We start from the raw sequence: 17,076 nt of genomic DNA on the forward strand, positions 1-17,076 counted from the left end.
CCCCAGACCGCTCCCCCTCGAAGGCGCCCGATGAACATCCTCTACGACGTGGCCGCGATGCTCGTGCTCGCCGCGGGCCTCGTCCTGCTGGTCCTACTGGCGCTGCGGCTGACCGCGCCCGCTGCGGTGCATCGCGCCGAACCCGAACAGGCCCGCCGGCCGCGGCTCCAGGCCGCGGCGGGCGCCGCTGTGTTCCTGCTCGCCCTGTTCGGCGTCACCGCGGTGCAGACCGCGTTCGGCGCACCGGTCGGGGTGCGGCATGCGCCGCCGGCCGAGGTGGCCGATGCCGGGGAATGCGACCGGCCCGTGGCGGGCCTCGGAATCGTCGTCCGCTGCGCGCCCGAGGTCTGGGACCCGACGGTTCCGTTCGAGTACGACTTGGACGACCGAGGCGTGGTCGGCGGCGCAGCCGTCGAGCCCGGTGCCGAGGTCGCCGAGTACCGGCTCACCGGACGCCTGTCGCCGCTCATGCTGATGCGCCCCGAGTCGCAGTGGCGCGACACCGCCGACGAGTCGAAGCCGGACCTATTGTGGCTTTCGGTGCTGCCGTTCGCGGGCCTGCTCGCCTACACGGTCCTCAGGCGAGGTCGATCCGCTTGAGGCGCTGGGTGGCTCGGGTGAGGACCACGTAGGCGACTCCGGGGCCGTGGGCGGCGGCGACGGCGTCGAGGTCGACGGCGATCACCGCGTCCCATTCGAGGCCCTTGGACTCCAAGGGGCCCACCAGGGTCACGCGGTCGTCAGTGACGACGGCGGCGAGTTCCGCGTGGCGGCCGTAGGGCGCGATGACGCCCACGGTGCCCTCGACGGCGCCGAGGGCCTCGGCGACGGCGCTGGCGAGCTCCGGGAGGAGCGCGTCGGCGTCGACGGTGCGGGTCTCGACGGGGATGCCGGTCTCGCGCACGGCCTCGGGGAGGTCGATGTTGCGCAGGCGCGGCTTGGCCCACTCGGCGGCGTAATCGAAGACCTCCATGGAGTTCCGGTAGTTCTTCGTCAGGTGGAACTCGTGGATCTTCCCGCGCGGGACGGCGCGGCGGCGGGCGTCGGCCGACTCCTTCGGGCGCGGCCAGCTGGACTGGGCCTCGTCGCCGACGATGGTCCACCCGGCGGCGCGGCCGCGGCGCGAGAGCATCCGCCACTGCATCGGCGAGAGGTCCTGGGCCTCGTCGACGATGACGTGCGCGTAGTCCTCGTAGAACGCATCGCGGGCCTGGCGCTCGGGCCGGTCGTAGAAGCGGTCCTGGGCGGTCGAGACCTCCTGGATGCCGTCCCACGAGCGGATGCGGTCCCGCCCGCGCGGCTGGGCCCTGACGCCGAGGAGGATGCGCAGCTCGTCGAGGAGCGCCACGTCCGGGATGGAGAAGTCGGCCTCGCGCAGCGAAGCGGCGACCAGGTCCACGGTCTCGCGCTTGAGGTGGCCTTCGGAGGCGGACGCGAGGCGGCGCGCGTCCCCGCCCCAGCCGAGCACCTCGGCGGGGTCGAGGTCGGGCCACCAGTGGTCGAGGAAGGTGAGGAACTCGCCGCGCGAGCCGACGTCGCGCGAGAACTTCGCGGGCTCGGCGTCGGGGATCACGGGCTTGATCTTGCGCCACAGGGCGATGAGGAGGGCGCGGCCGGCCTCGGTCTTGGCGAGGTTGGGGCGCGGCTCCTTCTCGAAGACGCGGGCGCGCGCGGCGGCGAGCTCGGCGGCGTCGAGGCGGAACACGTCGCCGCGGTAGACCATGCGCAGCTCGTCGGGCGCGTCGGGCGGGGTCTGGCGGACCAGGCGCCGCAGGATCGGGAGCATGATCGTGCCGCCCTTGACGGCCGCGACCTGCGGCAGGTCCTGGCGGACCGCCTCGACCCCGGCGTACAGCTCGCCGAGGGAGTACAGCGCGGCGGTCTCCTCGCCGAGGCTGGGGAGGACGCGGCCGATGTACTTCATGAACACCGCGGAGGGCCCGACGACGAGGATGCCCGCGGCCTCGTACCGGCTGCGGTCCTGGTAGAGCAGGAACGCGGCGCGGTGCAGGGCCACGACGGTCTTGCCGGTGCCGGGCCCACCGGTGATGATGGTGGCGCCGCGCCCGGGCGCGCGGATCGCGGCGTCCTGCTCGGCCTGGATGGTCGCGACGATGTCGCGCATGCGCCCGGTCCGCTTGCGGCCCAGGGCGGCCATGAGCGCGCCGTCGCCGATCACGGGGAGGCGCTCGGCGGCGTCCTCGTTGAGCAGGTCGTCGCTGATCTCCTCGACCGAGCGGCCGAACGAGCGGATGACGCGCCGCCGGGCCACCTCCTGGCGGTCGACGGCGGTCGCGCGGTAGAACGGGGCGGCGGCGGGGGCGCGCCAGTCGACCAGGAGCGTGCGGTACTCCTCGTCGCGCACGCCGAGGCGTCCGATGTGGCGGACCTTCCCGTCGTCGAAGTCGAGCCGCCCGAAGACGAGCCCCTCGTGCTGGGAGTCGAGGTCGGCGATGCGGCGGGCGGCCTGGTACACGAACACGTCGCGCTCGTACCGGGCGCCGGGCACGGTGGCCGCGAGGTGGGCGTAACCGGAGTCGCGGTTGCCCTCGGCCTCGCCGCGGAGCACGTCGACGCGCGCGTACACGCGGTCGACGAACGCCTGCTCGATCGCGATCTCCTGCTCAGGGGTGTTGGCGGGATCGGGATCGGGCACGGCGTGGGAGGTGTCGACGTCCTCCGGGCGGCGGTCGTCGGCGGGACCTGGTTCCTGGGACACAGCGCTCCTCGCTCGAATTCGGGACGCACCAGCCTAGCGCGCCCGCGCGACCACCGTCCGCCGATCATGGACCGGCGAGTGCTCGGCCACCTACGGGGCGCTCGCTACGGCCGGGCGTCCCACACCCGGTACATCCACGAGTAGTCGTCGCCGATGTCGTCGAACCCGAACTGCCGGTAGAGCCCTTGGGCGTCGCCGGTGGCGAGGAGGACGCGGCGCAGGCCCATCTCCTCGGCGTCCGCGACGATCCGGTTCATGAGCAGCTTGCTGATCCCCTGCCCGCGCACGGACCGGTCGACGAAGACGTCGCTGAGCCATGCGAAGTAGGTCCGGTCGGTCACGAGCCGCCCGAACGCGACCTGTCCCTCCGGCCCGTAGACGCCGTACGCGAGGGAGTGGGCGATCGCGTGGTCCATGTCCTCGCGGGTGCGGCCCTCGGCCCAGTACGTGTCCGTGGAGATGACCCGGTGGACCCAGTCGCGGTCGAGCCGGTCGGGGTCGGTGGAGATCTCGTACGCTTCGCTGCCCATGTGTTGCTCCTTCGCGTTCAGACCTCGGCTGCGCTCTGAACGACGGTGCCCCGCTTCCGCTTGCGCCGCAAGTAGATTTCCATGAAGAGCACGTTCAGCACGATCGAGGAGACGACCGCCGAAGTGTAGGCGGTGTCGAACAAGGGCTCGAAGTCCCCGCCGTAGTACCCGTCGAGCAGCGGCAGTTGCAGGGCGATGAACAGGCCGAGGTAGACGCGCAGGTTGACGGCCGCGAAGGTCCCCGCGAAGTTCCGCAGCATCCACTCCCGGTGCGAGGCGAAGTCGCGGGCGCGCACGGCCCGGTAGGCGCGCAGCGCCGAGTAGAACCACCACACGTCGAGCAGCACGAACGTGGTCATCGCGATCGGTCCGGCGGTCGTCAGGAACGCGACGACGATGCCGCTCAGGCTCCCGGGCAGGACCCCGGCGAGGAGGTAGGTGCGGCCGAGGACCCGGTGGACCTTCGGGTGGTTGTTCCTGATGGAGGCGAAGAACTGGAACGGGCCGACGAGCAGCGCGATCCCGGCGGTGGCGGCGTGGACGACGAGGAACGGCAGGTGGAACGGCACGTCCTCGCGGATGCCGACGCGGGAGTCGACGTCGGGAACGAGGTAGGCGGGCACGGCGTACAGGACGATCGCGACGCTGAGGATCGCGACGGTGAGGACGGCGGCCCGGCCCTTGCGGGTCGCGGGCGGGCGCCCGAGGGTGGCGGTCATGGGGTGCTCCTGGTGTGAGTTTCACTATCGATAGTGAAACTATCACCTGAGATCGGCCATCGTCAACGCCGCTTCGGGTAAGAAAGACCCATGCGAATCGGCGAGCTCAGCGCGAGGACCGGGGTCCCCGCGGCGACCATCAAGTACTACGTGCGCGAGGGCCTGCTCTCCGGCGGCGAGCGCCGCGGCCACAACCAGGTCGAGTACGGCGAGGAGCACGTGCGGCGGCTGCGGCTGGTGCGGGCGATGGTCGAGGTCGGGTCGGTGCCGATCGCGAAGGTCCGCGAAGTGCTCGCCGAGATCGAGGACCCCCGCCGCGACCTGGACTCGACGCTCGGCGTCGCGAGCCGGGCCCTGTCGCAGCACCGCGTCCCGGCCGAGGCGCCCGCGGAGGCGGACGTGGAGACCGCGAAGGCGATCGTGCGCGGCCGCGGCTGGAACGCGGTCCCGTTGGAGCACGGGTACGTCTGGACGCTCGCGGACGCGATCGGGCGGCTGCGGGAGCTCGGGCTCTCGGACATGGTCGACATGACCGGCGAGTACGCGCGCGCGGCGGAGATCGTGGCCGAGTTCGACCTCAAGCTGCTCCAGATGCGCAGCGACCGCGACGAGATTCTTGAGGCGATGGTCGTCGGGACCGTTCTGGGGGACGCGATCTTCGAGGCGCTCCGGCGGATCGCGCAAGTCGAAGTGTCCGCGAGGGTATACCCACCGGGGCAACGGGAACCAATACAAGACGAGGAAGATTCGTCCACTGGGGAGTAATACGGAAACCCCTATCCCCTCTCCCCCACCCTGTTTCATGCACTAATGACAATGTCTGCACTTGTCGGGTTTTTGACTTCGCAAGTCGATTGGGTGGTTCTAGGCTTATTCCACGCCCGGAAATGGCGTGGCGGCGGGTTTCCAAGCCTGCTCGACAAGCGACTTCGCCGCCATCACCAGGAGGCCGTCCGCCGAAGTGGGGTAGACGGACGGCCCGCGGCGGGGCTCCGATCACCTGGCCCGGAGCCCCGCCGCCTTTGCGTTTCGGTGGTTGAGCGAGGGCACCCCGGTCTCTAACATGGAACCCACCGTCTACCTCTGGAGTGCGATTCCCGTGGCCCTCAACTCGTCCATGGTCCCGCTCGGTACGGCCGCGCCGGACTTCTCCCTCCCGGACCTCGACGGCGAGGTGCGGTCCCTTGAGAGCTTCGAGGCGCCCGCTCTCCTGGTCGTCTTCGCCTGCAACCACTGCCCGTACGTGCGCCACATCGAGCAGACCTTCGGCGCGTTCACCGCGGGCCAGGCCGACCTGGACACGGTCGCCATCTGCGCCAACGACACCGCCTCCCACCCCGAGGACGGCCCGGCCGGGCTCGCCGAGCAGGTCACGCGCGCCCAGTGGACGTTCCCGTACCTGGTGGACGAGTCGCAGGAGGTCGCCCGCGCCTACCGCGCGGTCTGCACGCCTGACTTCTTCCTCTACGGCCCCGACCGCAAACTCGCCTACCGCGGCGCGTTCGACGGCTCGACCCCCGGCAACGGCGTGCCCGTCACCGGGGAGTACCTGGCGTCCGCGATCGAGCTGGTCCGCAAGGGCGAACCGGTGCACGAGCCGCACTACCCGTCGATGGGCTGCGGCATCAAGTGGCGCTAGACGAGCGCGCCGCCGCGCGCCACGACCCGGCCGTTCTTGACGACGAGCGTGCGCGCGCGGTGCTCCAGGACCGCCTCTGACGGGGTGCGCCCGGGCACGGCGACGAGGTCGGCGGTGTCGCCGACGGCGAGGCCGTATCCGTCGACCTTGAGCAGGCGCGCGCCGCCGAACGTGGCGGCTTCGAGGGCCAGCTCGATGTCGGCGTCGCGGCTGAACCCGGCGTTGCGCGCGAACCACTGGGTGCGCTGGAGCATGTCGCCGGTGCCGTAGGGGCTCCACAGGTCGCGCACGCCGTCGTTGCCGATGCCCATCGTGACGCCCGCGGCGTCGAGCTCGCGCAGCGGCAGGATCTGCCTGGGCGCCACGGAGGTCAGCCCGATCTTGAGCTCGGCGAGGTCGGCGATGAGCCGCGCGCGGGTGGCGTCGTCGGCGTCGCAGAGCGCGAACGCGTGGCTGATGACCACCTTGCCGGTGTAGCCGAGGGCGCGGGTGCGCTCGATGATCAGGTCGAACTCGCGGATGCCGAGGTCGCCGCCGTCGTGGAGGTGGATGTCGATCTCGGCGCCGTACTGCGCGGCCAGCGCGAAGACGAGGTCGAGGTGGGTCTCGGCGTCGAGGTCGAACCCGGCGGGGTCGATGCCGCCGATGGTCTTGACGCCCGCTTTGAGGGCCTCTTCGAGGAGTTCGGCGGTGCCGGGGCTGACGAGGATGCCGGTCTGGGGAAAGGCCACCAGTTCGACGTCGATGCGCCCGTCGAGGCGCTGCACGCCTTCGAGGACGGCCTCCACGGCGCCGATGCCGATACCGGGGTCGACGTCGACGTGGGAGCGGGCGTGGGTGGTCCCGGAGACGACCATGTTGGTGAGGAGCGCGGTGATGAAGTCGGGGTTGGGGACGCCGAACTCGGCGCGGCGGTCGCGGCCGTACGCGATGGCGGCGGCGAGGCCGGGGCCGGCGGTGCGGGGGACCCAGGGGCCGCCCCAGAGGGTCTTGTCGACGTGGGCGTGGGAGTCCACGAGGCCGGGGACGACGACGGCGCCGGCGAGGTCTTCGACCTGTGCGCCTTCGTCTTTCAGGGCGTCCCCGATCGCGGAGATGCGGCCGTCCTGGACGAGCACGTCGGTGCGCCCCTCGCGGCCCCAGAGGCGGGCGTCGCGCAGCAGCAGGTCGGTCATGGTGTCGGTCCTTCCCTCAACGGTTCCCGCGGTTAACGGTATACCACTAACATGGACCGTATACCGTTGACGGGCCTCCGTCCACCTCCGAGGAGCACCATGAGCCGAGCCGACCAGGTCTACCGGGCGCTGCGCGAGCGCATCGTCACCGTCGGGCTGCGCCCGGGGGCGCGCCTCATCGAGCGCGACCTCGCCGCCGAGTTCGAGGTCTCGCGCATCCCCCTGCGCGAGGCGCTCCAGCGGCTCGCCGCCGACGGCCTGGTCACCGCCGTCCCGGGCCAGGGCAGCATCGTCACCGTTCCCACCCCGAAGGACATCGCGGACCTGTTCGACGTGCGCGCCGGTCTCGAACCGGTCGCCGCGCGCCTCGCCGCGGCCAACGCCGCACCCGAGGACCTCCTGAAACTGCAAGCCTGCGTCCTCCCCCGCGAGGCCGCCGCCTCCCGCACCGAGGCGAACGCCGCGTTCCACCGCGAGCTCGTCGCCGCCGCGCGCAACCCCCTGCTCGCGCAGATCATGGAGCCCCTGGAGGCGCGGATGCGCTGGGTCTTCCACCTCACCGTCGAACGCGACCCCGAGCGCCAGCGCCAGGAGCACGCCGAGCTGCTGGAGGCCCTGGTGGCGCCGGACCCGGACCGGGCCGCGGAGGTGGCGTTCGCGCACGTGGAGGACGGCCGGTCGTTCACGCTGGAGGCGGCCCGCAGATGGCAGCTGGAGGCCGTGGACGCGTACGAGGCGACCCGCACGCGGCGCCGCCGGGTGGACGCGGAATTAGCGCCAGAGCTGGTGGAGCGTCAGCTCCAGTTCGCCGAGCATGTTGCGCAGCAAGGGCATCGACAGGCCGATCACGGTGCCGGGGTCGCCGTCGATGCGGTCGATGAACGCGGAGCCGTAGCCGTCGAGGGTGAAGGACCCGGCGACGTGGAGCGGCTCGCCGGTGGCGACGTACGCGGCGATCTCCTCGTCGGAGACCTCCGCGAAGTGGACGGCGGTGCCGGAGGCGCGCACGATCTGGCGGTCGGCGGCGGTGTCGATGAGGCAGTGGCCGGTGTAGAGCGTCCCGGAGTTCCCGCGCATCCGCTTCCAGCGGGACGTGGCCTCTTCGGGGCCTTCGGGCTTGCCGAGGATCTCGTGGCCGAAGTGCAGCACGGAGTCGCAGCCGAGGACGAGCGAGCCGGGGCTGACCTGGTCGAGGACGGCCTGGGCCTTGAGTTCGGCGAGCGCGCTGGCGAGTTCGGCGGGGTCGTGGCCCATGACGCGGGACTCGTCGACGCCGGAGACGATGACGATCGGGTCGATCCCGGCGGCTTCGAGGAGCGCGCGGCGGGCGGGCGACTGGGACGCGAGGACGAAGGGCCTGGTCAACGCTCGGTCCCCCGGCGGGCGGGGACGGCGGTGTCGCGCCAGGAGCGGCGCACGCGCAGCTTCAGGCCGGGGTTGGACCAGGCGGCGCGGCGCGCGGGAGCCTCGTCCTCCTCGGCGGGGCGCGGGAGCGCGGTGATGAGGCCGACCAGCGCGGCCAGCTCCTCGTCCGTCGGGTTGCCTCGGAGGACCTTGAGCTCCAGACCCATCGTGCTACTCCTCGTCGAAATCGAACTCGCGGTGCACCCGCTCCCAGAACCCGTCGCGGACCCAGATCCGCGCTTCGGGGTGGTCGCGTAGAGAGTAGCCGAGTTCCTTCTCGGCTTCCACTAGCAGCTCCTTGTCGATGACGGTGGGGAGCTGGGGCCCGGGCAGGAGGTCCGCTATGTTGTCGGCGCCCCTGGTCAGGAGCCATTTGTGGCCGACGTACTCGCCGATGGAGCGGACGGTCTCGGGGTCCAGCTTCTCGCCGGTCTGCGTGGTGCGCACGAATTTAGGCCGTGCCGACTCCGCTTGCGCGAGCGCGTCGGCGGCCGTCATGGTGACGGCCACGGATTGGCGGGTGCCGAAGACCATCGCCGGGTTGGGGACGACGGGCGCGGGCTCGGCCATGGGGGCGCCGACCATGCCGTGGGTGGCCGCGGCGGCGGTGCCGCTCTTGGTGAAGTACGCCTTGAGTTCCTCGGACTCGATGGTCTCGACGGTGTCGGACTCCCAGACGAGGCGTTCGGCCTGGTTGGTGCCGTAGGGGGGTTCGACGCCCCAGAGGTGGACGCGGACGCCGTACGCCTGGGCGACCTCGACGGCGGGGACCATGTCCTCGTCGCCGGCGAGGAGGATCGCCTCGTGGATGGCGCGGTGGCGGGCGAGCAGTTCCAGGTCGGAGCGGATCTGGGCGTCGACGCCCTTCTGCTGTCCGCGGGAGTTGAGGTTGCCGAGGCGGACCTTGACGTAGTCCATGTTGGCGATGACGCGCTGGTCGACGGTGGGGACCCGGTCGCGGGCGGCGTCGAACCAGTAGAGGCGGAGCAGCTCGCCGTCGGAGAGGCGGATGGCGGCGCGTTCGATGAGGGACTTGATGAGCTTCTCGGCGTCGACCCGGTAGTCGCGCCTGGAGGTGGCGTCGAGCAGGAGTTCCGCCGCCGCCGCGTAGAGGTAGCCGACGTCGATGAGGATCGCGTACCGCCGGGACGGCAGTCCGGGAAGCATTCCTCCGATTGGTGTCATCGCCCACACTCCCAATATCCGGCGGGACGATTCGTCCCGCTTTCCCAGCTGTATAGACGGTACCCGGATCGGACTCTTGGGGTGGGAGTGGTGCACGCCGCTCCGGGGGGAAATGCGGTTTCCGCCGGTAGCCGGGGTGTGCATGCGACGGGACGCGCGGACCCCTCACCAGTTTGGGTGACCCAGTGGGTGAGAGGGCCGCGCGTCCCGGACGTGCTCTAGAGCGGGATGTTCCCGTGCTTCTTCGCGGGCAGCTCGTCGCGCTTGGAGGCGTTCATGCGCAGGCCGCGCACGAGCATGGCGCGGGTCTCGCGCGGCTGGATGACCGCGTCGATGAGGCCCAGTTCGGCGGCGACGTACGGGTTGTTCAGCTTCTCCTCGTACTCGGACATGAGCTCGGCGCGCTTGGCCTGCTCGTCGTCGGCCTTGGCGAGGTCGCGGCGGTACAGGATGTTGACGGCGCCCTGCGAGCCCATGACGGCGATCTCGGCGGTCGGCCAGGCGAGGCACAGGTCGGCGCCGACGCCCTTGGAGCCCATGACGCAGTACGCGCCGCCGTAGTCCTTGCGGCAGACGACGGTGAGCTTGGGGACGGTGGCCTCGGCGTACGCGTAGATGAGCTTGGCGCCGCGGCGGATGATCCCGTCGTGCTCTTGCGAGGTGCCCGGGAGGAACCCGGGGACGTCGACGAAGGAGATGATCGGGATGTTGAAGGCGTCGCAGAACCGGATGAACCGGGCGGCCTTCTCGGAGGCGTCGATGTCGAGGCAGCCCGCGAAGTGCATGGGCTGGTTCGCGACGACGCCGACGGGCTTGCCGTCGAGGCGCCCGAAGCCGGTGAGGATGTTCTTCGCGAACAGCGCCTGGGTCTCCAGGAACTCGCCGTCGTCGAGGACGGACTCCACGACCTTGTGCATGTCGTACGGCTGGTTCGCGGAGTTCGGGATGACGGTGTCGAGCGCCAGGTCGTCGGCGGTGATGTCGAGTTCGAAGTCCTTCGACTCGTACGCCGGGGGCTCGTCGAGGTTGTTCGACGGCAGGTACGACAGGAGGTGCTTGACGTAGTCGAGCGCGTCGGTCTCGTCGGAGGCGAGGTAGTGGGCGTTGCCGGCGACCGCGTTGTGGGTGCGAGCCCCGCCGAGCTCCTCCATGCCGACGTCCTCGCCGGTCACCGCGCGGACCACGTCGGGCCCGGTGATGAACATGTGGCTGGTCTGGTCGACCATGACGGTGAAGTCGGTGATCGCGGGCGAGTAGACCGCGCCGCCCGCGCACGGGCCCATGATGAGCGAGATCTGCGGGATGACGCCGGAGGCGCGCACGTTGCGGAAGAAGATCTCCGCGTACCCGCCGAGCGAGGCGACGCCCTCCTGGATGCGGGCCCCGCCGGAGTCGGAGATGCCGATGATCGGGCGGCCGGTGCGCAGCGCCAGCTCCTGGATCTTCGTGATCTTCTCGCCGGAGACCTGCCCGAGCGAGCCGCCGAGGACGGTGAAGTCCTGCGCGAACACGCACACCTCGCGGCCCTCGATGGTGCCGTAGCCGGTGACGACGCCGTCGCCGTAGGGCCGGTTGGCCTCCATGCCGAAGCTGGTGGAGTGGTGGCGCCGCAGGCTGTCGAGCTCGACGAACGACCCCTCGTCGAGCAGTTGCTCCAACCGCTCGCGCGCGGTGCGCTTGCCCTTCTCGTGCTGCTTCTCGATCGCCCGGGGGTTCCCGGTGGCCGATTCGGAGAGGCGCTCGGCCAGGTCGGCGAGCCGCCCGGCGGTCGTGTGGAAGTCGATGTCGGTCACGCTTCGGATCGTATCGACTTCCCGAGTGGCTACGCTATGCGCGTGGACACACCGACGAGAAAGCCACTGGACCGCGACGCCCTGTGGTCGCTGTTGTCGGAGAAGTCCGACTTCTGGACCCGCCTTGACGTGGTGGCCGTCACTGGATCGACGAACGCGGACCTCGCGGCGGCCGCGAAGCTCGGGGCCGGCGAGGGGCGCGTGCTCATCGCCGAGGAGCAGTCGAGCGGGCGCGGGCGCCTGGACCGGCGCTGGGAGAGCCCGGCGCGGGCCGGTCTCGCCATGTCGTTCCTCCTGCGGCCCGAGGCGCCCCGCGAGCAGTGGGGGACGCTCGGGATCGCCACCGCAGTGGCGCTCGAAGAGACATTGAGGGCCGTGTGCGGGGTGCAGGCGAAGCTGAAGTGGCCCAACGACGTCCTCATCGGCGGCCGGAAGGTGTGCGGCATCCTCGCGCAGGCCGAGGGCGACGCCGTGGTCGTGGGGGCCGGGCTGAACGTGTCGCTCACCGAGGCGGAGCTGCCGGTCCCGCAGGCCACGTCGCTGCTCGTCGCGGGGGCCGAGAGCCTCGACCGGGAGCTCATCGCCGCGACGTTCCTCGCGCACGTCGCGGCCGTGTACCGCACGTGGAGCGCACAGGGCCCCGGGCCGGTGGTGAAGCGCTGGGAGGAAAACTCCGACACGCTGGGCCGGGAAGTCGCGGTATCGTTCCCGAACGGCCGCAACCTGACCGGCCGCGCCGTCGCCATCGACGCCGACGGCCGACTCCAGGTCGACCCGGGCGACGGGCCGGTGGAGACGGTGGCCGCGGGCGACGTCGTCCACCTGCGGCCGCGGGCGTGAACCCGAGGGAGTGGCGCATTGACCGACCCCGAGCATTCGGGCACCCGGCCGGCCCGGCAGCCGCCGGGCGCGACCGGGCTCGACCCTGAATCAGAGGCCCTCTACCGGCTCCTGCTGACCAGGTCCGAGGCCACCGTTGCCCAGCTGGCCGCCGACGCGTCGCACTCGGTCGACCGCGTCCGGACCGTCCTCGCGCACCTCGTGGACGAGGGCTTCGCGACGATGGTCGCCGACTCGCGCTTCCGCGCCGTCGGCCCCGACGCCGTCCTCGGCGGGCGCATCGCCTCCCAGCTCGGCGAGGTCCTCGGCGAGTACGAGGCCCTGCGCGAGCTGCTCAACCTCCACCGCGCCGGGCCCGCCGACGCGGGCGGCGGCCAGTGGGAGGTCGTCACCGGCGCAACCGCGATCCGCTCCCGCATCCGCCAGCTCAAGGCCGCCGCGGAGCGGAGCCTGTGCACGTTCGTGCGCCCGCCGATGGTCCTGCCCGTCCCCGAGGACGAGCTGCACCAGGACCTCCAGGCCCGCGGCGTGGTCCACCGCATCCTCTTCGACCGGGCCGTGCTCGACATCGACCCGTACGCCGACTACGTGCGCCACGCCCTCGAATCCGGCGACGAGGTCCGCTTCGCGAAGCGCCTGCCGCTCAAGGTCCTCATCGTCGACGACCGCACCATCGTCATGGAGGAGCCCGGCGGCGACCGGCCCCGCGCGATCGTCACCGGCAACCGCTCGGTCGCCGGTCTCGCGGCGACCCTGTTCGAGCAGCTGTGGACCGCGGGCATCCCCGCGACCACCGCCTCCGAAGGGGGCGTTCGCATCGACGAGGACGACGCGGTCCTGCTCGGCCTGCTCATTGCGGGCCTGACGGACCAGTCCATCGCGTCCAAACTGGGCATCGGCCTGCGCACCGTGCAGCGGCGGGTCCGCGAGCTCATGGACCTGGCCGATGTGGACACCCGCATCCAGCTCGGGTGGCACGCCGCGAAGAACGGCTGGGTCCCCTAGCGCGCAGGCGAACGGGTGCGCGCAATCGTGGTCACGGAGCCGGTGACGAAGTGTTGTACTGTGCTTTTGAACATTCGTACCGCCCCCGGCCCGCAATTCTCACTCCTGGAGGTCCGCAGTGGGATATCCCGACGACCAGCTCGCCCGTGACGAGGTTGTCAAGCTCCACACCCACCCGCACTGGAAGGAAGGCGTCGGCCCGGTCCTCTGGTTCGTGGTCTTCCTGGCCATCGGCGCCATCGCCGTCACCTACACGACCAAGCTCGACTGGGACGGGAAGATCTGGCTGATCCTGGCCGAGGTCGTCATCACCCTGGTCCTGCTCATCTGGCTGTCGGTGATCCCGTGGATCCGCTGGCGCTCCACCCACTACGTCATCACCGACCAGCGCGTCATGTGGCGCGAGGGCCTCGTGACCCGCGAGAGCCGCCACATCCCGCTCGCCCGCGTCAACACCGTGTCCTACACCCAGAACGTCTGGGAGCGGATCTTCGGCTTCGGCGACATGAACATCGACTCGGCCTCCGACGAGGGCGAGATCAACCTGATCGACGTCCCCTCGGTCGACAAGACCAAGGCGCTGCTCTACCAGCTCGCCGAGGACGACCGCACGCGCCGCGCGAACCAGGGCGACGGCTCCTAAAGCCCGTAGAAGACGCAGGGCCCGCACTGGCAGGTGCGGGCCTTTTGCTTGCCTCTTAGGCGGTCTCGGTCGCCTCCTGGAGCTGCGGCGCGAGCCGGAACACCCAGGTGCGGTACGCGAAGAACCGGAAGATCGAGGCGAGTCCGACGCCGAAGAGCAGACCGGCGACGTTGACCGCGATCTTCGTGTCGAAGATGTGCGGCCAGACCTCGGCCAGGCGGCTGTTGATCCACAGGCAGCCCATGCTGATGAGCAGGCCGACGGCGTTGAAGAAGAAGTAGAGCGTGTACTGGCGGTGGGCGGCGGCCGAGCCGCGGCGCTCGCGCCAGGTCCAGTGCCGGTTCCCGAAGAACGCGAAGGTCATCGCGATGACCGCGGAGAGGATCTTCGCGTACCAGTACGACCAGTCGTAGCCGATGTACAGCAGGTTGAACAGGCCCGCATCGACGATGAAGGCGACGCCGCCGATGCTGAGGAACCCGCTCAGTTCGCGGGAGTGTCGCTTGAGCAGCGCCCGGACTCGTCCGAAGAGGCCCGCGGGTGCAGGGGTGCCGGTAGTGGTCATCAAGCGCCAGGATACCCGCCGCGGGCCCGGTCCGGGAGGGCCGAACGGCTCACTCGTGCGGCTGGGCGACGGCCACGACGCCGACGATGAACGGGTCGTCGCCGCGCTCGAAGCGGATCACCCCGGCCTCGCCGGTGTGCGCGGAGTAGACCTGCACGTCCACGCCGAACGCGTACCAGTTCGGGTTGTTCACGGCGCCGTTCGCCTTGCAGGAGGCGGCCTGGCCGAGGTGCTGGTCACCGGCGGAGACGCTGTCGCCGCGGCGGTTCGCGGAGCCGCCCCACAGGGTCGCGGCGATGTCGACCTCGCCGCCGTCCTCGATCTCGATCTCCGTGTCGGAGGCGGCCGCGCCGTCGTAGACCGCGACCTCCTTCGCGTCGGCGCCGGGCTCGGCGTAGACCACGGTCAGGGACCAGCCCGCCCAGTGCTGCTCGGCGATGCAGTGCGCGTCGAGGCTGATCGGCCAGGTGCTGCACTCGGAGGTCGGCAGCTGGTGGTTGTCGGTGGAGACCCAGTACTCGCCGCCGCCGTTCACCAGGCCCGTGACGTCGGCGAACGCCTGCACGCCCGGGGTGGTGTCGGTGACGGAGTCGGCCGAGAGGGAGGTCCAGGACCCGCCGGGGCCGTGGAGGGACACGTCGGTCGGCAGGTCCTCGTGGGCGCCCGCCCAGTACAGGCCCGCCCACTTGACGGTGGCGCCGCCGGGGACGTCGAGGACCGCGCCGGAAGCGGCCTCGCCTTCGCGCCCGGCGGGCGCGTCCTGCGGCTTGTACGCCTTCATCGGCCAGCGGTCGCCCGCGCCGAGCAGCGACGCCTCCTTGCACCCGGGGACCGAGCAGGTCATCCACGTGTTGCCGGAGGCGGTGACGCCGGTGGCGTCGAGGCTCGCGTACCCGACGGTGCTCCCGGCGGGCGCGATGGGCACCTGGAGGCGGGTGGTCCCGGAGATCCCCGGGCCGTCCACGGTCACCTCGAAGGTCTGGTAGCCGGAGACGTCCTCCGCGATGAGGACCCGCAGGTTCGCCTCGGCCGGGGACGGCATCTGCGGGACCGTGCAGTGCACGGTGGCCCCCTCGACGCAGGTCCAGCCGGGGTCGGCGGTCTCGGAGGCGAGCGTGATGCCCGCGGGGAAGACGATGTCGAGCGTGACGCGGTCGGTCCCGGCGGCCTGGCCGTGGCCGACCGACTCAGTGGTCCGACCCGACTCCAGGACGCGCTCGGTCCGGGGCGCGTAGGCGCCACCGGTGCTCTCGGGCGCTTCGAGGCGGATCGGGAGGATCGCCTCACCGCCCGCGACGAGGCCGCTCGTGCCGAGGCCGTGCGCGATGCCGTACGCGGCCGGGTCCTCCTCGTCGGGCGCGGGCTCCTCCGCGGGGTCCTCGGGGTCCGGTTCGGGCTCCGGGTCGTCCGGGTCCTCCGGCGCGGGGTCGTCGGGGTCGGGGACCGGGTCCTCCTCGGTCGAGGGGCCGGGCTCGACCGGTTCGGTGACGGCGGGCTCGTCGGGCGCGGCCTGCGGCTCCTCTTCCTCCTCGCCGGAGGTGAGCGCGAAGACCGCGACGGCCGCGACCACCGCGACCGCGGTGCCGGTGGCGAGCGAGCCCTTCGTGCCGAGCTGCTGCACGATCCGGCGGATCCAGTTGAACGCCTTGATGAACGGGGCCGCGAGGAACGCGAACACCCCGCCGACGGCGAGCCCGGCGGCCGAGACGGCGCCCGCCGCGAGGTACGGGCTGGCGGCCTGGCCGAGGAACACCCAGGCGATGACGCCGCGCAGGCCCGAGTTCAGCTCGGTCAGCTCCGCGAACAGGAGGTTGCAGGTGACGCACGAGTCGAGGTGGTCGTCCACCTTCTGCACGTCGCGCTCGCCGAGCTTCCCGCGCACGCGCGCGCCGAGGCGGTCGACGGTCCACCGGCACTCCTCGCGCGGCGAGTCGGCGGCGTGCTCGGTCAGGTAGTTCTGGCGGAGCTTCTCGCGGGCCCGGTACGCGAGCGCGGAGACCCCGTTGGGGGTCATGCCGAGCATCGTGGCGATCTTGGCCGGGGAGTCCTCCTCGACCTCGGTGTGCCACAGGACCATCCGCCAGCGCTCGGGGAGCTTCCCGAAGGCGAGGGCGGCGTAGCGGCGCTCCTGGCCCTCGACGGCGGGGTCGACGTAGATCTCGCCGGAGTCGTGGGCGGTGAGGTCGTCGGTGAACTCGACCTTCTTGTCGCGGCGCACGCGGTCGTAGAAGGTGTTGCGGAGGGTCTGGAGCATGTAGGGCCGGAAGGCGAGGTCGGGGCCGCCGCCTTCGCGGAAGGTGTGGAGGAGCTTGGCGAAGGTCTCGGAGACGAGGTCGTCGGCGCCCGCGGGGTCGCGGCTGAGGATGCGCGAGAGGCGGCGGGCGGCGTGGACGTGGCGCTCGTAGAGGACCGCGTAGGCGGTGGTGTCGCCGCGGCGGGTGGCGGCGATGAGCTCAGGGTCGGAGAGCGCGGCGGGGACGTCGCCGGGGGCGTCCGGTCCTGGGCCGCGGGGATCGCCGGCGGGGACGGTCTCGGGCATCGTGCGCCGGTGCTCCTTCCTGGTTGCGCCGAGCTCGTACGATCGGGGGGCTCGGAAGTGCCTCGATGGCGAGGCGTTGCGGGTCGACTTGATTGGAGGAGTTCTCGCTGTCTCCCTTGGGTTAACGATCGAGTCGGCCTCCGGTTGCGCCCCGCTCCGCCGAGGTTCGGGCAGGCGGCGAACAGGACATTCCTCGGAGTTTAGGGCAAAAACCCGTCATAGCCGTGAATTGTGATGCGATTGTGACCATGTGTGATGGTATTGGGACTTCCCGCCCGGGTTCCAGGCAACTGTCGGAAATACGTCAGGCGATTGCGTAC

At 71.2% G+C, this 17,076-nt stretch carries 16 protein-coding genes and 1 pseudogene; 7 read left to right on the plus strand and 10 right to left on the minus strand.

Translation table 11 applies throughout. From position 1 onward, the window contains the following. The first annotated feature begins 30 nt into the window (after nucleotides 1–30). Nucleotides 31–600, plus strand: a complete 570-nt coding sequence (locus AB0A65_RS01830) for a hypothetical protein (RefSeq protein WP_359944637.1) — start codon at nucleotides 31–33, stop codon at nucleotides 598–600. On the opposite strand, the gene AB0A65_RS01835 is transcribed toward AB0A65_RS01830, so the two are convergent. The 3 genes from AB0A65_RS01835 to AB0A65_RS01845 all read right to left on the minus strand — a co-directional run bounded on the left by AB0A65_RS01835 (nucleotide 578) and on the right by AB0A65_RS01845 (nucleotide 3,968). Then, nucleotides 578–2,719 carry a UvrD-helicase domain-containing protein gene (locus tag AB0A65_RS01835; protein ID WP_359944640.1) on the minus strand — a complete coding sequence of 714 codons (2,142 nt, stop codon included), beginning with the start codon at nucleotides 2,717–2,719 and terminating at the stop codon, nucleotides 578–580. The two genes, AB0A65_RS01830 and AB0A65_RS01835, sit on opposite strands and share 23 nt — an antisense overlap. A 104-nt stretch (nucleotides 2,720–2,823) precedes the next feature. Beyond that, complete coding sequence (locus AB0A65_RS01840) at nucleotides 2,824–3,249, minus strand: GNAT family N-acetyltransferase (RefSeq protein WP_359944643.1); 426 nt, start codon at nucleotides 3,247–3,249, stop codon at nucleotides 2,824–2,826. A gap of 17 nt (nucleotides 3,250–3,266) precedes the next feature. Further along, entirely contained in the window at nucleotides 3,267–3,968 is a 702-nt protein-coding gene (locus AB0A65_RS01845) for a DUF2306 domain-containing protein (RefSeq protein ID WP_359944646.1), read from the minus strand. A 90-nt stretch (nucleotides 3,969–4,058) separates the two neighbouring features. Between AB0A65_RS01845 and AB0A65_RS01850 the strand changes: the two genes are divergently transcribed. Further along, nucleotides 4,059–4,733, plus strand: a complete 675-nt coding sequence (locus tag AB0A65_RS01850) for a MerR family transcriptional regulator (RefSeq protein WP_359944649.1) — start codon at nucleotides 4,059–4,061, stop codon at nucleotides 4,731–4,733. A gap of 298 nt (nucleotides 4,734–5,031) precedes the next feature. Beyond that, the gene (locus tag AB0A65_RS01855; RefSeq protein ID WP_359944652.1) at nucleotides 5,032–5,607 is read left to right on the plus strand and encodes a thioredoxin family protein; all 576 of its coding nucleotides are present in this window, start codon (nucleotides 5,032–5,034) and stop codon (nucleotides 5,605–5,607) included. Here AB0A65_RS01855 and AB0A65_RS01860 read toward each other — a convergent pair. Then, nucleotides 5,604–6,782 (minus strand): amidohydrolase, encoded by a 1,179-nt coding sequence (locus tag AB0A65_RS01860; protein WP_359944655.1) that lies wholly within the window; start codon nucleotides 6,780–6,782, stop codon nucleotides 5,604–5,606. The two genes, AB0A65_RS01855 and AB0A65_RS01860, sit on opposite strands and share 4 nt — an antisense overlap. 99 nt (nucleotides 6,783–6,881) lie before the next feature. Between AB0A65_RS01860 and AB0A65_RS01865 the strand changes: the two are divergent. Beyond that, a pseudogene (locus AB0A65_RS01865) lies at nucleotides 6,882–7,391 on the plus strand (GntR family transcriptional regulator); the annotation flags it as partial. Nucleotides 7,392–7,553: 162 nt separating this feature from the next. Here AB0A65_RS01865 and AB0A65_RS01870 read toward each other — a convergent pair. From AB0A65_RS01870 to AB0A65_RS01885, 4 genes are all read right to left on the minus strand, one after another. Further along, entirely contained in the window at nucleotides 7,554–8,147 is a 594-nt protein-coding gene (locus AB0A65_RS01870; protein WP_359944657.1) for a nucleoside triphosphate pyrophosphatase, read from the minus strand. Beyond that, nucleotides 8,144–8,353, minus strand: a complete 210-nt coding sequence (locus tag AB0A65_RS01875; protein ID WP_359944660.1) for an acyl-CoA carboxylase subunit epsilon — start codon at nucleotides 8,351–8,353, stop codon at nucleotides 8,144–8,146. Before AB0A65_RS01875 ends, AB0A65_RS01870 begins: the two co-directional genes overlap by 4 nt. Nucleotides 8,354–8,357: 4 nt before the next feature. Next, on the minus strand, nucleotides 8,358–9,353 hold the full coding sequence (locus AB0A65_RS01880) for an NYN domain-containing protein (RefSeq protein ID WP_359944663.1): 996 nt from the start codon (nucleotides 9,351–9,353) through the stop codon (nucleotides 8,358–8,360). A gap of 236 nt (nucleotides 9,354–9,589) precedes the next feature. Then, nucleotides 9,590–11,173 carry an acyl-CoA carboxylase subunit beta gene (locus tag AB0A65_RS01885; RefSeq protein WP_359945555.1) on the minus strand — a complete coding sequence of 528 codons (1,584 nt, stop codon included), beginning with the start codon at nucleotides 11,171–11,173 and terminating at the stop codon, nucleotides 9,590–9,592. A 33-nt stretch (nucleotides 11,174–11,206) separates the two neighbouring features. Here AB0A65_RS01885 and AB0A65_RS01890 point away from each other — a divergent pair, with 33 nt between their 5' ends. The 3 genes from AB0A65_RS01890 to AB0A65_RS01900 all read left to right on the plus strand — a co-directional run bounded on the left by AB0A65_RS01890 (nucleotide 11,207) and on the right by AB0A65_RS01900 (nucleotide 13,652). Then, nucleotides 11,207–12,004 carry a biotin--[acetyl-CoA-carboxylase] ligase gene (locus tag AB0A65_RS01890; protein WP_359945558.1) on the plus strand — a complete coding sequence of 266 codons (798 nt, stop codon included), beginning with the start codon at nucleotides 11,207–11,209 and terminating at the stop codon, nucleotides 12,002–12,004. An 18-nt stretch (nucleotides 12,005–12,022) separates the two neighbouring features. Continuing rightward, on the plus strand, nucleotides 12,023–13,009 hold the full coding sequence (locus AB0A65_RS01895; RefSeq protein WP_359944666.1) for a hypothetical protein: 987 nt from the start codon (nucleotides 12,023–12,025) through the stop codon (nucleotides 13,007–13,009). Between the two features lie 118 nt (nucleotides 13,010–13,127). Further along, nucleotides 13,128–13,652: a PH domain-containing protein gene (locus tag AB0A65_RS01900; protein ID WP_359944669.1), complete on the plus strand. Its 525-nt coding sequence runs from the start codon at nucleotides 13,128–13,130 to the stop codon at nucleotides 13,650–13,652. 55 nt (nucleotides 13,653–13,707) lie between these two features. Here the strand turns inward: AB0A65_RS01900 and AB0A65_RS01905 are convergent, their stop codons facing one another. Both AB0A65_RS01905 and AB0A65_RS01910 read right to left on the minus strand, forming a co-directional pair. Beyond that, nucleotides 13,708–14,217, minus strand: coding sequence for a GtrA family protein (locus AB0A65_RS01905; RefSeq protein ID WP_359944672.1), 510 nt, complete (start codon nucleotides 14,215–14,217; stop codon nucleotides 13,708–13,710). A 49-nt stretch (nucleotides 14,218–14,266) separates the two neighbouring features. After that, on the minus strand, nucleotides 14,267–16,756 hold the full coding sequence (locus AB0A65_RS01910) for a sigma-70 family RNA polymerase sigma factor (RefSeq protein WP_359944675.1): 2,490 nt from the start codon (nucleotides 16,754–16,756) through the stop codon (nucleotides 14,267–14,269). Nucleotides 16,757–17,076: the final 320 nt, after the last annotated feature.

Origin of the sequence: Glycomyces sp. NPDC047010, assembly GCF_040644205.1 — a bacterium.
In the GTDB taxonomy this organism is placed as follows: domain Bacteria; phylum Actinomycetota; class Actinomycetes; order Mycobacteriales; family Micromonosporaceae; genus Glycomyces.